Here is a 13545-nt window from a genome sequence, read left to right on the forward strand (position 1 = left end):
CAGAGTAGGGCCTTAACTAACTTTTCGTAAGTACGTACCTAAAGGTAAGTAAGCATGCCGGATTCCGAGCCCTCTGGAGCAACCCGTCCCGCAACAGTGGCCAACCGACTGCGCAGCGGTGAATTATTCGACCCGGATTGTCCCTCGAGGGTCGTGCTCCAGCACGTCAGCAGCCGCTGGGGAGTATTAGTATTGGTGGCCTTGCTCGCGGGTACGCATCGCTTCAGCGATCTGCGTCGCAAGATTGGAGGCGTCAGCGAAAAGATGCTTGCGCAGACCCTCCAGTTTTTGGAACTCGATGGTTTCGTCCTGCGCAAATCCTATCCGGTCGTGCCACCCCACGTTGAGTACAGCCTCACCCCTATGGGAACTGAAGTAGCCCGCCATGTCGAAGGCCTGGTTGACTGGATCGAAGGCAATCTGCCAAAGATTCTGGAGGAACAACGCTCTCGCCAGATTTCATAACGGGCTTGCGACCTCTGATTGATCACTCACGCGGGACCTTAGGCAAGAGTCCCTCCAATCCGATAGTCAGGCGGTCAGTTCCCGATTCATGGCAACAATGTCCTCGTGTGTGAAATGGCCACCGGGCGTCATGAACTTGGCCATCAGGGCATCCCGGTTTTGAGGCGCCCTCAACTTATCTGCCGCGCACAAGGCTGCCTTCAGCGCTGGCAACTTCAGTTCGGTGCAATAGGCAGGTGTACCGGGTTGCTGACGCCACGAGTCTTCAAGGCTACCCGCGGCAAGCGCGGTGAAGCCGGTGTCCTCTACAAGATCTTGCGCGATCGCTTCAGCATTGATGTCACCGCCAGCTACAGGTAAGGCTATGCGTGAGGAAGACCCGACCGGTTGGCCTTGGTCGGCAAGCGTTGCTGCGAGGACGGCATTCCATGCCTTAACCACCGGGCGGCCAATCTGCTCGCTTACCCAAACGCTTTCGGGCTTGCCGTCGTCCACTTCTTTGATCGCTCCGTCTCGTCCTGGATAGTAATTGGAGGTGTCGATGATGACGACCTTCTCGGGAAGATTGCTCAATGTTTGCCGCAGATCCGGGTACTTTGCAAAGGGGATAGAGAGGATTACGGCGTCCACGTCGCACACCGCGTCTTCTTTGGTCACCGCGTGTACACCGATTTTGTTGGCAAGGTTCTCAAGGGTATAAGGGCTCTTTGAATTTGCCAGTTTGACTTCATGGCCGCACGCCGCGAGCTTACGGGCAAGCGTTGCGCCAATGTTGCCTGCGCCGATAATTCCGATTTTCATTTCAATTGGATCCTCACCTACGAACAATAATCAAGCTATCAAGCCGTGCCGATCAATCCTGGGCGCTGCGAGATGCCATCGGGTGACCGCGATGGCAGCAGAGGCTACTCACACGGTTGACATCATTCTGCCGGTGGTTTGTAGCCCGCAAGCATTTTCAAGACCTCATCATGTGATCCGCTCGCTTCAGCAAACCGTAAGGGCTTGGCGCGTTCGACGACAAGTTCCCGTGGGGTCGGAGAGATTTCGAGCAGTTCGAAGACTTCATCCAAAAACGCCTCCAGGGGCATGGCGTGTTCGTCGTTTTCCTGCCCCAGTAAAGTGGTACGCACCCCCGGCGGCGCAAGCTCTATAACCTCAACCGGCGAGCTCTCCAGCTGCACTCGAAGACTTTGAGTGAACGAGTGAACTGCAGCTTTGGTTGCGCTGTAGGTAGGTGTTGCAGGCAGCGGGACAAATGCCAAGGCCGAACTGACATTCACAATCGTTGCACTGGGCTGCTTGATCAACTGGGGAGTGAACGCGTAAACCATACGAATCGTGCCAAGTAAGTTCGTGGTCACGATATCTTCGGCCGTGCTCAGGCTTTGCGGATCAGTCAGATCCTCCCAGTGCATGATCCCGGCGTTGTTTATAAGGACGTTCAGATTCGGATGGCTGGTCGCAAGCGCTGTGCAGCTGCGCTGGATGGATTGTGGATCGCAGACGTCCAGCACGACGGATTCAATCCCCGGATGCTCCGACACGATCTTGTCGAGCAGAGCCTTGCGACGTCCTGCAATGATGACGGTGTTGCCCGCCTTGTGAAGCCTGAGCGCCAGACCGAGGCCGATGCCTGAGGTGCCGCCAGTAACCAGAATCGTGTTGCCAGTGCTGTTCATAGTAAACTCCAGAAACGACGCTTAAACGGACAAGTGTCCGCTTGATAAAAATTACCGGACAATTGTCCGATTAGCAATGCAATGAAGGAAAACTTTGTCCATGACTGACGAATTGGTGATGCGTTCTGACGCCAAGAAAAACCGCGAACGGATACTGGAAGTCGCTGTGCTCGAGCTGACCAGCGATCCTGCGGTTGCGTTGAGCACGATCGCGAAGAAGGCCGGGGTGGGGCAGGGCACGTTCTATCGCCACTTCGCCACCCGAGAGAAACTGGTATTCGAGGTCTATCAATTCGAGATGCAACAGGTGGCATCGTTGGCGCAACAGCTTCTCGCGACAAAACCGCCCAAGGAGGCCCTGCGGGAATGGATGGACAGCCTCGCTGAATACGCAATGACAAAGGCAGGACTCGCTGCTGCGATTCAACAAGCTGCGTCTGTTTATGAGTTCCCAGGGAAATCGGGATACGCTCCAGTCCAGGCCGCCGCCGAGTTGCTTTTGAGGGCGAATGAAAAGGCCGGAACTATTCGTAGCGGGATTACCAACGACGATTTCTTTCTAGCCATTGCTGGCATATGGCAAATGGATGCCCAGAGTGAATGGCGCTCGCGTCTCGCCAGATTGATGAACCTGGTGATGGATGGTCTGTGCGCTGGCAGCCCCGAGAGCCTGAAGAAAAACGTGTAGCCTTTAGGGCAGACCTATTGCCAGCAACCTGGTGGTCACTCCGCCCGCCTATTTCAGGGGCAATTTGAATCGTACCCTGACTTCAAGTAGGTCTTGGCCCACTCACGATAGTTATCCGAGAGCGTGTATTTTGAAAGCAGCTCAGGAAGGGAAAGCTCGCTTGCGTGTGTGCCGCTTTGTTCGCGCAGCGCCTCGTAGGTCGCTTTGATTGCGGACAAATAAGGGGCATGCCCATTGACCACGACCCGCACATTGGCGGCACTCAGTTTCTCGACATCGCTCAGGGCCGGATTGCCGTAGTTGATCAGCATGATTGGCACGCTGAGGTGTGCCGTGAGTGCTTCCAGGTGCTGGAAATCCTTAACGCCAACCAGGCAAATCGCATCTGCTCCGGCCTTCTGATAGGCCGCAGTGCGAGCGATGGAGTCTTCCAGCGTGGTAGCGGCCACATTCGTTCTGGCAATGATGCTGAGCGCATCATCCGAACGGGCAAATCGTGCAGCGTAGATCTTGGCTGCGGCTTCTTGCCTTTCGATAAGCACGTTCGACTGCTCGTCGTACTTGGCCGGTAGGTGGGTGTCTTCCAGCGTCAGGGCGGCAACCCCGGCTTTCTGAAGTTCGGTCACTGTTCGCATGACATTAAGTGCGTTACCGAACCCATGATCAGCGTCGCCGATGATTGGGATTTGACTGGCCCGCCCGACTCTAGAAACCTGTTCGACGTACTCATCAAGCGTGAGCAGTGCAATGTCAGGTGCCCCGAGCACTTGAAGCGAGGCGACGGAACCACCTTGGATGGCAACCTCAAAGCCAAGGTCGGATGCCATGCGAACCGAGATAGGATCGAATACGGACGCGGCAAATTTACAGGCGGTTCCGTGAAGTAAGTCACCAAACGTCTTGCGCAATTCATGATGAGATCGCTCGATCATTTTTTCGGCTCCATCCACTTCATTCGCGGTTTTCGTTGGGATCGTCCCGCGTTGAACGAGACCTGGAAATCACGACCGGTCATGGCCATGGTTGATGCGCAAATGACCGGTAAACTGTGCTGATTACTTTTGCGGCAACAGTGCTTTGCGCACTGCTTTTTGGTGTTTCATTGCAGCAATTTCATGCTCGCAGGCTTCGACGTCAAAGGAGTTGTCCCATTTGGCAATGGCGATGGTGCCGATACCGTTGCCGATCAGGTTGGTCACGGCACGCGCTTCGTTGAGGAAGCGGTCGATGCCCAACAGCAGGACAAGGCCTACCAGCGGAATGGAGTGGATGGTCGTGAGCGTTGCCGCAAGGGTTATGAACCCGGCACCCGCCACGCCAGCGGAGCCTTTTGAGGTCAGCAGGAAGACACCCAGCAGAATCATCTGATCCATAAACGTCAGGGGCGTATTGGTTGCCTGTGCGATAAAAATCGCCGCCATGGTGAGGTAAATGCAGGTGCCATCCGCATTGAAGGCATATCCAGTGGGTAGCACCATGCCCACCACTGACTTCTTGCAGCCCAGCTTTTCAAGTTTCACCATCATTCGCGGAAGCACGGCCTCGGTTGAGCAGGTGCCAAGCGTGATGAGAATTTCATCTTTGAAATAACGCAGAAATTGCATAAGCGGCATGCCTGACCATCTAGCAACCGTCCCTAGTACGACCACGATGAAAATCAAGGTGGTGATGTAGAGCGCGACCAGCAACTGGCCGAGTGACAGCAAGGTACCAATGCCGTACTTGCCTATCGTGAACGCCATCCCGGCGCCGGCACCAAGGGGAGCCAGGCGCATCACCATTGCCACGATCTTGAACAGCCCTTGCAGAAACAAGTCGATGGTATTGATCAGCGGTTTGCTGGTTTCACCCATTTGAACGAGGGCGATGCCCATCAATACCGAAATCAAGATGACCTGAAGCATGACGCCATTCGAGAATGCGCCAATGAAGGTGCTCGGGATGATGTTGAGAAAGAAATCGATAGTCCCGCCCTGCTCACTGGCGGCTTGGCTGTACTTGGCGATAGCGCTGGCATCAAGCGTGGTAGCGTTGATATTCATCCCGGCGCCTGGCTTTACGACGTTGACCACAATAAGGCCGATGACCAGCGCAATGGTTGAAAGGATTTCAAAATAGAGCAGCGCCTTCACGCCGATCCGCCCGACCTCCTTGATGCTGCCCATCTTGGCGATACCCACCACGACAGTACCGAAAATAATCGGCGCCAACAGCATTTTGATGAGTTTGATAAAGCCATCCGCAAAAGGTTGAAGCTTGGCTCCGAATTGCGGTTCAAAGTGACCGATTGCAGCGCCGATGACGATACCGATCAGCACCTGCACATACAGCTGGCTGTACCAGCGGGACTTGGACATTTCCACGGAAGCACCTCATTTTATTTTTGTGATGGGCATGTGGTTTGGCGTCAATGGATGACGCCTGAGTCTGCGGCCCCTTTAAAAGAAACCGCAGACCGAGGTTGATCAGCCTTCGCCTAACTCGCGCATGACTGCGTACAAGGCGGACTTGGCTTCGAAACCAACACCTGGAATATCCGGCAGGCCGACATAACTATTTTCCACCTTGATTCCGTCGGCGAAGCCGCCGAAAGGCTGGAACACGTCGGGGTAGGATTCGTTGCCGCCCAGGTGCAGGCCGGCTGCGATGTTCAGGGACATCTGGTGGCCACCATGGGGAACCACGCGGCGGGAAGACCAACCCATGTCTTCCATCACTTTCAGGGTGCGCATGTACTCCACCAGCCCGTAGGACAGGGCGCAGTCGAACTGGAGGAAGTCGCGATCAGGGCGCATTCCGCCGTGACGCAGAAGGTTACGGGCATCCTGGTGGGAGAACAGGTTTTCCCCGGTGGCCATGGGCAGCTCATAGTGATTGGCGAGCTCAGCCTGAAGTGCGTAGTCCAGCGGGTCGCCGATCTCCTCGTACCAGAAGAGGTTGTACTGCTTGATGGCTTCCGCGTAAGCAATACCGGTCTGTAGATCGAAACGACCGTTGGCATCGACCGCCAGTCGACGACCGTCACCCACCACTTCAAGCACCGCTTCGATGCGACGAATATCCTCATCCAGCGGTACTGCCCCAATCTTCATTTTGACGACGTCGTAGCCACGATCCAGATAGCTCTGCATTTCTGCTTTGAGCTTGGTCTGGTCTTTACCTGGGTAGTAATACCCACCGGCTGCGTAGACCCAGACCTTGTCATCTGCCACGCCGTTACGGTAGCGGTCAGCCAGCAGGCGATACAGAGGTTTGCCCTCAATCTTGGCGACGGCATCCCATACAGCCATGTCGATGGTGCCAACCGCGACCGAGCGCTCGCCGTGGCCGCCTGGCTTTTCGTTGGTCATCAGGGTTTTCCAGATGGCGAACGGATCCAGGTTGTTGTTTTCATGGTCGACGAGCGTGTCAGGATCAGCTTCCGTGATACGCGCCAGGAAACGATCCCGCATCAGAGCGCCTTGGCCATAGCGGCCATTGGAGTTGAAACCGTAGCCGATGACGGGTTTGCCATCGCGAATCACATCGGTGATGACCGCGACGACCGAGCAGGTCATCTTGGAAAAATCGATATAGGCATTGGCAATTGGGGAGGCAATGGAAACTGTTTTTTCACGGATGTCTACGATACGCATGACGGGCTCCTCTTGTTGTTTGTGGCCCCACGTTATGCTTTGCGATGTCACCCGCCCAATGCTATTAATGCCGGACCCTATGCACAGGAGGCATGGCCCCTTGGAACTCGTTTGGCTTGAAGATCTTTCAGCGCTTGCGGAGTACGGCAGCTTTGTCCGTGCCGCTGAGGCACGCCATGTTACTCAGCCAGCCTTCAGTCGAAGAGTACGCTCACTGGAGAATTGGATGGGCGTCGAGTTGTTTGTGCGCACACCACAAGGCGCAACCCTTACCGAGGCCGGAAGGCAAATTTTGCCCAGTGCTCAGGAAGCGGCCCGACACTTGTACAGGATGCGCAACGAGGCTCAAGAGGTAGCAGGAATCGCCGCCAAGTCGTTGCAATTCGCGGCAACTCATTCGCTGTCGTTTACGTTTTTTCCCAAGTGGCTTCGAAGCTCAGAAAACGGTGCCCCCATTGAGGCAGTGAAACTGCACTCGGACAGCATGGCCGTCTGTGAGCAGATGCTGATACATGGTCAGGTTCAGTTCCTGCTCTGCCACCGCCATCCCGACGTTCCGCCTTTACTGGCGCCTGATCAGTTCACCAGCAAGAAGGTGGGGGAGGACGTCCTCGTTCCGCTTGCGAGTGCTTCCACTCACTTCGGCACCTCACCCGCGGCATTGCCATACCTCGCATACACCCATGAGTCTGGACTGGGACGTATCGTCGCCCACAGGTTGCGTGGCAAGGAAGATTACCTTCACCTCAAGCCGCTTTTCAGCAGCCACCTTGCAGCGGTACTCATGTCCATGGCCCTGGAAAGCAAAGGTGTGGCGTGGCTGCCCAAGAGCCTTACCGAGCAGGAAGTTCTTGATGGGCGCTTAGTCAGAGCGCTCGACGAAAGCTGGGACATACCTCTGGAAATTCATCTGACCCGCCCGAAAGCAATCCTCAGTCAATCTGCTGAAGAGTTTTGGAGCCGGGCGGGTAGTGACCCCCAAGCTCCCACATGACGAGCGCTCAGTTACGCGCAATGCCCAAGCGGGTCTTTATCTTCACGTCGGATGACTGAGCGACGGAGGTTTTCTGGTTCCCGCGGCAGAGTTTAACCAGAGCAGCATTGCGGCGAGAGAGGCGGCGACTATCAGCGTAAGCCACATGATGACCAGCAGGGTGAAGGTGACACTGTTGTTTAACTCCCGAAAAATGCCGAAGGCAAAAGCCGTGTACCAAGACACCCCCGAAACTGCACCGGAGGCGAGAAACAAGGCCGCTCTTTTGCGGGATACGCCAAAGAGCAGGGGGCGACTCAGGTCGCGTAGGGCTTCTGGCAGCACAAGCGCGTGGATGATTATTCCGTTGATGGTCAGGACGATCACCACAATGACTTTCGCCCAGAGTTTGGGGTTTTCAAACTTTTCCGGCGACTCCATCGCGTAAAGGGCAAGGAAACCAAGGCCTGAAAGCCACAGGAGGCAGAGTCCAATAGTGACCGCGTCGCTGATGAAGTGAAAGGTGCGTCCGATTTCAACCGGGAGGCTGCCCCGGCGCATCCAACGCAGGATCCAGAGGTCCAGCATCGTCGCCCCACCGAGACCGAAGCACATGCCGAGCAGGTGTATACCTATAAGGAGTGTCAGCACCTTTAGCTGTGGGAGTGGAGCCGGCAATGTAACGCTCAGCGCGAGTGTGTCGGCGAGTAAGTAGCCACTGCCGGACAGCGCAAGCAGGCCGCCTAAAATCATGAAAGACGTGCGTATCTTCATTTATTACGGCCTTGGACGAGTGTTTTTAGTTGGACGCGTGCGCAGTTTGTTTACTGGAACAGGCAGATCAAGCGGCTGCTATCTGCAGCGTTGCTGCAACCAGGAAGATACGTTTCGGGTTAAATGAGGCCAGCGACGATAGCGCCACATCAGTAGGTTGCACGGGCGTAGACCCTGCTCAGGAAGGGACCGGTGCTTGGGCATCGATCAGGTTCCGGCTCTTGAGCTCCTCCCAAAAGGCTGCCGGGATACCGACCTTCATCGCCTGCACATTGGAAACGATCTGCCCCGGCGTGCGGGCACCCGGAATGATCGCTGACACTTGCGGATGTGCTGCCGCGAACTGCAGGGCGGCAGTATGAATGTCGATGCCATGTCGTTTGGCAACCGCCATGATTCGCGCGCGCTTTTCCACCGCTCCGGCAGGCAGATCCAGACTGAAGTTGTATCGGCTGCGTCCTCCCAGGAATCCATCGTTCAGTGGTGTTCCAACCACAACGCTGGTGCCCTTCCTGCTCAACGCCGGAAAGGTGTTGCGTAACGCATCGCTGTGCTCAAGGAGCGAATACTGGCAGGCAAGCAACACGATGTCGGGAGTCGGGTCATCACCGGCCATTGCCTGGACCACAGCATTCGGCGTATTGACGCCGAAGCCCCATGCCTTGATGAGCCCCTCATCACGCATCTTTTCAAGCTCAACCATCGCCCCTGTGCGCGCAATGCGATACGCCGCTTCCCAACCGCCTTCCAGTTCGCTGTTATCGGGCGAGATGTCATGGATAAACACGATATCGATACGCGGCAGCCCCAGCCGCTGCAGGCTGTCTTCCACGGAACGCCGTGCGCCTGCCGCGGTGTAGTCATACCGGTAGTTGAAGGGCGCGGGTGACTTCCAGATGGCATGGTCCGCGCGGGGGCCACCCGCGGCAGTCAAAACGCGTCCTACCTTGGTGGAGACCACATAGTCGTTCGGATGTTTGCCGTGCAGAAAGCGGCCTACCCGATATTCACTCAAACCAAACCCGTAGAACGGCGACGTGTCGTAAAGCCTTACACCCGCGTCCCAGGCGGCCTGTAGAACCAGGCCCGCCTGCTCGTCGCTGAGCGGCGCAAAGATATTGCCAATCTGTGTCCCGCCCATGCCAAAGCGTTGAGGCGTCATGTATCGCAGGGTAGGCGAGGGTGAATTGAGGGGCAGGCCTGTGCGCACTGGCCGGCCTTCAGTACGCATCACGCTCCCGCGCTCTGTCAGTAAAGAGGGCGCTGGGGCTGCCGAACTGGCGACACTCGAGGCTGGCAGCAAAGCGGCTGCAACAGTACCCACTGCCGAGTAAGTAAGAAAATCTCGTCTGTCCATCCAACGTTCCTTTCGCGACCGAGGTTTCACGGGATCATCGAAGCCGGTATTCGTACTGGAAGTTAGAACAACGAGGGTTGGCCGGGTGACCCTAATACGCCATATTTTTTGCACAATCCTGCCGATGCGCTTGTGTTGGTCACGCACTCTCAGCAGACTCGAACATTCCGTAAACAGGGGCGCATGTAATGACGAGCGGTTCCTTCTCGCAGTTCGGTTCCGGCCATCTGCATTCTCTGGCGTTGCGCGATCCCATACAGCCCAACGAGCGTCTCCAGGCACTCAGGCGGCTGATCGAAAAAGTCACCCGGCAGATTGGTTTGAACGAGGTCTGCAAAACATCGATTCCAGGTCTGGCCTTTTATCGAATGGCTGACCTGGGTACGCCCACTTACTGCATTTATGAGCCTTGCGTGGCCATCATTCTGCAGGGCGCGAAGGAGATCACGTTCGGTGAGGAGGCCTGTGAGTTCGGGCAGGGGGCGTTCTTCGTCACGTCGGTCGACATCCCCACACTGGCCCGTGTTACCGCTGCCAGCGAGGAAACCCCCTATTTATCCGTCGTGTTGAAGCTCAACCTTTCCATGCTCAACGAGGTGATCCAGACCTTGGAACCGCCTGCGCAGGAAATGGCTACTGAAGCGCGAGGCTTCGTATCCGGTGCGGCGTCGAGTGAGATGCTCGACGCATTCGCTCGACTCGCTACGCTGATCGAACGGCCGCTTGAAGCAGGCTTGATGTCGGATCTGATCAAGCGGGAAATATGCGTTCGGCTATTGCTAAGTAGTGCAGGGCACTGGCTGCGCAGCGTCACCCGCGACGGTTATCGAGACAAGGGCATCGTGAGAGCCATTGAATGGCTGAAACATCACTACGACAAACCGCTGCACGTGGCCGATCTCGCCGAACGATCAGGAATGGCCAGCTCTACGCTGCATCACAGTTTTCGCAAGCTGACAGGCACCAGCCCTGTTCAGTATCAAAAGGCGTTACGGCTGCAAGCCGCACGCAGCCTGATGTTGACCGATCGTGTTGACGTGAACACCGCCGCGTTGCGCGTCGGCTATGAAAGTGTCGCTCAATTCAGCCGTGAATATGCCCGGCGTTTCGGAGCCCCGCCCTCGAGAGACATCAAGCACGTACGGGAGCAGGGCGGACTGCTCGACTAGCGACGCTTCAAAGAGGAATGTGGGTGGTCGACAAGACCTGACGCAAGCCCATGAACGATCGAATCTGGCGAACCCCAGGCAGGTAAAGCAACTGTTCCGCGTGGAGCCGGTTGAAACTGTTGCTGTCCTTGGTTCGTATCAACATGAAGTAGTCGAATTCCCCCGTCACCACATGGCACTCCATGCAGCCGGACACTTTTTGTGCGGCTGCCTCGAATGCGGCGAAGGATTCCGGTGTGGAGCGGTCCAGCACCACGCCGATCAACACCACCATCCCCGCATCCAGCGCGACATTGTCGAGCAGCGCGACTATGCCTTTGATCAGGCCGACTTGCTTGAGCCGCTCGACGCGCCTGAGGCACGCCGGTGCACTCAATTTCACCTTCTCTGCCAGCGCCACATTGGAGATGGAGGCATCTCGCTGCAGGGCCTTGAGAATGGCGCGGTCGGTTCGATCCAGCGGCTGCGGCACCGGGGCCGATACACTTGGCTTCTTGCGAGTGTTTATTGCGTTCATGACTGTTTATTCGCAATTAAAGTATGTTTGATATTTATAGCGAGAAATTATAGTTCTTTAAGTGGTAGAAGTTTGCAACACATCTTTTTGGAAATCTTCTTAATATTGAACTCATCGAAGCCCGTCTGAAAGAACCTGGAAGGCAACCTTTGCCTTTCGGTCTGGCGCTTTGATGTCCAGTAATCAAGGAGCAGCGTCATGAACCTGAATCGTTTTAAACGTTATCCGTTGACCTTCGGTCCTTCTCCCATCACGCCCTTGAAGCGCCTCAGTGAACACCTGGGTGGCAAGGTCGAGCTGTATGCCAAACGTGAAGACTGCAACAGTGGCCTGGCCTTCGGCGGGAACAAAACGCGCAAGCTCGAATATTTGATTCCCGAAGCGCTCGAGCAAGGCTGCGATACCTTGGTTTCCATCGGCGGCATCCAGTCGAACCAGACCCGCCAGGTGGCCGCCGTTGCCGCTCACCTGGGCATGAAGTGCGTGCTGGTGCAGGAAAACTGGGTGAACTACTCCGATGCGGTATATGACCGCGTTGGCAATATCGAAATGTCTCGCATCATGGGCGCCGAGGTACGACTGGACGCCGCCGGGTTCGATATCGGCATTCGGCCCAGCTGGGAGAAGGCCATGGACGATGTGGTGGCGCGGGGTGGCAAGCCGTTCCCGATACCGGCGGGTTGTTCCGAACACCCCTACGGCGGCCTTGGGTTCGTCGGCTTTGCCGAGGAAGTGCGAGAGCAGGAAAAACAACTGGGGTTCACGTTCGACTACATCGTGGTCTGCTCTGTGACCGGCAGTACCCAGGCCGGCATGGTCGTCGGTTTCGCCGCGGACGGCCGTTCGAAGAACGTTATCGGCATTGATGCCTCGGCCAAGCCGGAGCAAACCAAGGCGCAGATCCTGCGTATCGCCCGGCACACCGCAGAGTTGGTGGAACTGGGCCGTGAGATCACCGAAGACGACGTGGTGCTCGATACACGTTTTGCCTACCCGGAATACGGTTTGCCCAACGAAGGCACGCTGGAAGCCATTCGTTTGTGCGGGAGCCTGGAAGGTGTGCTGACCGATCCGGTGTACGAAGGCAAATCCATGCACGGGATGATTGAAATGGTCCGCCGTGGTGAGTTTCCCGAAGGCTCCAAAGTGCTGTATGCGCACTTGGGTGGGGCGCCTGCGCTGAATGCCTACAGCTTCCTGTTTCGCAACGGCTGATTAACGCCAAAAAACCAGGGAGCTCACGAAGCGATGGGTGAGTCGGCATCAATATTGAATGTCACGACCCCATCGTCGAATCGCCACCCGGAGCACGTTGCTCCTATCCAACCGCCGGAAGTACCGCCATGCATGCGATAACGCAATCTGCAGTCTGGATCAAGGAGCCTTCGGCGGATGCCGGAGTAGTGATCGTTACCAGCGCCGCGTTGCCCCCGTACATGATCGACAAGCTGCATGTGGCGATAGATGAGTGGGACCAGGTGGCTTATCTAGCCATCAAACAGTCCGAGGCGTTGAGGCTCGACTGGTTGCAGGTCGGGTCCAGCCCGGAGCCGTCCGACGGGGCCTACGCGTGCCATGCCAGCCAACTGTTGCGCGGCGTCTCCCACGGCAGCTTTTTACTGGATGTCGAAACTGGCACGGATTGCGGCATGACGTGGCTGGGGTCCGTCTTTGGTCATCCGCTGCGCGTGGTCGAGCTTGGAGAAGTAGCCTCCTCCACTGCACAGATGGATCAACAGGTGGAGGTTGTGTTAGCGGCGACCCGAAGCCTGGCGAAAAGCGTGTTGCAGGCACGCGGCGTCATTTAACCAATGACCTGGTCCATTCGCCTGTTGGAACCATAAAGGCATCGCTTATGAGCCAAGCTGTCGATTGTCGTCCCAACGCAATGAGGTGGATGCGCGAGCCATCAAGTTGCACGCGCATCGTGGTCATCGTGTGCGGACTTGATAGCGCTCATATTGACTTGATTCATCAAGGGTTCAGCTGTTTTGACAATGTTGCGCTGCTCCATGTCGATGCGGTGGACACCGTCCCTGGCAAGCACGTTGATGTGCAAGTGGCCAGGAGTGACTGTTCTTTTGTCGTGCTCGGTGAACTGGATGAACGTGTATTGCATAGCCTTTCCATGGGTAAGCGATGCCTCTACTCCATAGCGCCAGACGTGTCGGCCGAATGTTCGGTGATTGCAGCAGTAGAACAGGTCAAAAACTTCGCCCGAGTGAGCTATTCCCGTTACCTTGAAACGATACCCGACAGCGCCGGGAGCTGCCTGTGAACCTGTC

15 protein-coding genes are annotated in these 13545 nt (G+C 56.4%); 7 read left to right on the forward strand and 8 right to left on the reverse strand.

Annotation, left to right across the window (positions count from 1 at the left end; translation table 11 throughout):
* The first annotated feature begins 54 nt into the window (after positions 1-54).
* On the forward strand, positions 55-465 hold the full coding sequence (locus tag F6S08_RS15520; RefSeq protein WP_074845758.1) for a winged helix-turn-helix transcriptional regulator: 411 nt from the start codon (positions 55-57) through the stop codon (positions 463-465).
* A 66-nt stretch (positions 466-531) separates the two neighbouring features.
* On the opposite strand, the gene F6S08_RS15525 is transcribed toward F6S08_RS15520, so the two are convergent.
* The gene (locus F6S08_RS15525) at positions 532-1266 is read right to left on the reverse strand and encodes an NADPH-dependent F420 reductase (RefSeq protein WP_315871840.1); all 735 of its coding nucleotides are present in this window, start codon (positions 1264-1266) and stop codon (positions 532-534) included.
* 122 nt (positions 1267-1388) lie between these two features.
* Entirely contained in the window at positions 1389-2147 is a 759-nt protein-coding gene (locus F6S08_RS15530; RefSeq protein WP_315871841.1) for an SDR family oxidoreductase, read from the reverse strand.
* Positions 2148-2247: 100 nt separating this feature from the next.
* Here F6S08_RS15530 and F6S08_RS15535 point away from each other — a divergent pair, with 100 nt between their 5' ends.
* Positions 2248-2835, forward strand: a complete 588-nt coding sequence (locus tag F6S08_RS15535; RefSeq protein WP_065926110.1) for a TetR/AcrR family transcriptional regulator — start codon at positions 2248-2250, stop codon at positions 2833-2835.
* 53 nt (positions 2836-2888) lie between these two features.
* Here F6S08_RS15535 and F6S08_RS15540 read toward each other — a convergent pair whose 3' ends face one another.
* The 3 genes from F6S08_RS15540 to F6S08_RS15550 form a co-directional block, all read right to left on the reverse strand.
* Complete coding sequence (locus F6S08_RS15540; RefSeq protein ID WP_027603414.1) at positions 2889-3767, reverse strand: oxaloacetate decarboxylase; 879 nt, start codon at positions 3765-3767, stop codon at positions 2889-2891.
* Positions 3768-3890: 123 nt separating this feature from the next.
* Positions 3891-5198, reverse strand: coding sequence for a C4-dicarboxylate transporter DctA (gene dctA / locus F6S08_RS15545; RefSeq protein WP_315871842.1), 1308 nt, complete (start codon positions 5196-5198; stop codon positions 3891-3893).
* 102 nt (positions 5199-5300) lie between these two features.
* On the reverse strand, positions 5301-6470 hold the full coding sequence (locus F6S08_RS15550; RefSeq protein WP_065939592.1) for a mandelate racemase/muconate lactonizing enzyme family protein: 1170 nt from the start codon (positions 6468-6470) through the stop codon (positions 5301-5303).
* Between the two features lie 100 nt (positions 6471-6570).
* Between F6S08_RS15550 and F6S08_RS15555 the strand changes: the two genes are divergently transcribed.
* The gene (locus F6S08_RS15555) at positions 6571-7464 is read left to right on the forward strand and encodes a LysR family transcriptional regulator (RefSeq protein WP_065947789.1); all 894 of its coding nucleotides are present in this window, start codon (positions 6571-6573) and stop codon (positions 7462-7464) included.
* 42 nt (positions 7465-7506) lie between these two features.
* On the opposite strand, the gene F6S08_RS15560 is transcribed toward F6S08_RS15555, so the two are convergent.
* Both F6S08_RS15560 and F6S08_RS15565 read right to left on the reverse strand, forming a co-directional pair.
* The gene (locus F6S08_RS15560; protein ID WP_170252189.1) at positions 7507-8217 is read right to left on the reverse strand and encodes a hypothetical protein; all 711 of its coding nucleotides are present in this window, start codon (positions 8215-8217) and stop codon (positions 7507-7509) included.
* Between the two features lie 178 nt (positions 8218-8395).
* Positions 8396-9574, reverse strand: a complete 1179-nt coding sequence (locus F6S08_RS15565; RefSeq protein WP_065926114.1) for an aldo/keto reductase — start codon at positions 9572-9574, stop codon at positions 8396-8398.
* Between the two features lie 188 nt (positions 9575-9762).
* Here F6S08_RS15565 and F6S08_RS15570 point away from each other — a divergent pair, with 188 nt between their 5' ends.
* The gene (locus F6S08_RS15570; RefSeq protein ID WP_315871843.1) at positions 9763-10743 is read left to right on the forward strand and encodes an AraC family transcriptional regulator; all 981 of its coding nucleotides are present in this window, start codon (positions 9763-9765) and stop codon (positions 10741-10743) included.
* A 7-nt stretch (positions 10744-10750) separates the two neighbouring features.
* Here the strand turns inward: F6S08_RS15570 and F6S08_RS15575 are convergent, their stop codons facing one another.
* On the reverse strand, positions 10751-11260 hold the full coding sequence (locus tag F6S08_RS15575; protein ID WP_065926116.1) for an Lrp/AsnC family transcriptional regulator: 510 nt from the start codon (positions 11258-11260) through the stop codon (positions 10751-10753).
* A 198-nt stretch (positions 11261-11458) separates the two neighbouring features.
* Here F6S08_RS15575 and F6S08_RS15580 point away from each other — a divergent pair, with 198 nt between their 5' ends.
* From F6S08_RS15580 to F6S08_RS15590, 3 genes are all read left to right on the forward strand, one after another.
* Complete coding sequence (locus F6S08_RS15580) at positions 11459-12475, forward strand: 1-aminocyclopropane-1-carboxylate deaminase (RefSeq protein WP_065926117.1); 1017 nt, start codon at positions 11459-11461, stop codon at positions 12473-12475.
* A gap of 128 nt (positions 12476-12603) precedes the next feature.
* Positions 12604-13068, forward strand: coding sequence for a transketolase (locus tag F6S08_RS15585; RefSeq protein WP_065947787.1), 465 nt, complete (start codon positions 12604-12606; stop codon positions 13066-13068).
* 47 nt (positions 13069-13115) lie between these two features.
* Positions 13116-13538: a hypothetical protein gene (locus tag F6S08_RS15590; protein WP_315871844.1), complete on the forward strand. Its 423-nt coding sequence runs from the start codon at positions 13116-13118 to the stop codon at positions 13536-13538.
* The last annotated feature ends 7 nt before the right edge of the window (positions 13539-13545 follow it).

It is taken from the genome of Pseudomonas sp. JV449 (assembly GCF_032424295.1).
GTDB classification, from domain to species: domain Bacteria; phylum Pseudomonadota; class Gammaproteobacteria; order Pseudomonadales; family Pseudomonadaceae; genus Aquipseudomonas; species Aquipseudomonas marginalis.